At 75.5% G+C, this 567-nt stretch carries 1 protein-coding gene; it reads left to right on the forward strand.

Annotated elements, in window-relative coordinates:
* Positions 1 to 155: 155 nt before the first annotated feature.
* Positions 156 to 567, forward strand: a 412-nt coding sequence (locus tag FNQ90_RS26135) for a deoxyribodipyrimidine photo-lyase (RefSeq protein WP_323380195.1), incomplete at its 3' end; no start/stop codon positions are given.

The raw sequence follows: 567 nt of genomic DNA on the forward strand, positions 1-567 counted from the left end.
GGGCTGCGTCGGGCTCTGGAGCGCGACGGACGCGAGCTGGTGGTGCACGAGGCGGTGACCACCGCCGTGCCGCCCGGCTGGGTCACCCCTTCGGGGGGCGATCACTTCGCCGTCTTCACCCCCTACCCTCCGACCTGCGGGTCCACGACCACCCCGTGCTGGACGCGGCCCTGAGGGACGCCGGCCGTTCCGGGGCGATCGTCCCCCTGTTCGTTCGCGACACCGACCTGGAGGCCACCGGCTTCGCCGCCCCCCATCGCCGCGCCTTCCTGGCCGACTGCCTGGCGGATCTGGACACCGCGCTGCGCGAGCGGGGCGGGCGCCTGGTGATCCGCTCCGGCGCCGTGGTGGAGGAGGTGTGCCGGGTCGCCGCCGAGGCGGGTGCCCGCCGGGTGCACATCGCGGCGGGCGTGAGCCGCTTCTCCGCCCATCGTGAGCGGGGGCTGCGTCGGGCTCTGGAGCGCGACGGACGCGAGCTGGTGGTGCACGAGGCGGTGACCACCGCCGTGCCGCCCGGCTGGGTCACCCCTTCGGGGGGCGATCACTTCGCCGTCTTCACCCCCTACC

The sequence above is a fragment of the Streptomyces alkaliphilus genome, assembly GCF_014141535.1.
GTDB lineage: Bacteria > Actinomycetota > Actinomycetes > Streptomycetales > Streptomycetaceae > Streptomyces > Streptomyces alkaliphilus.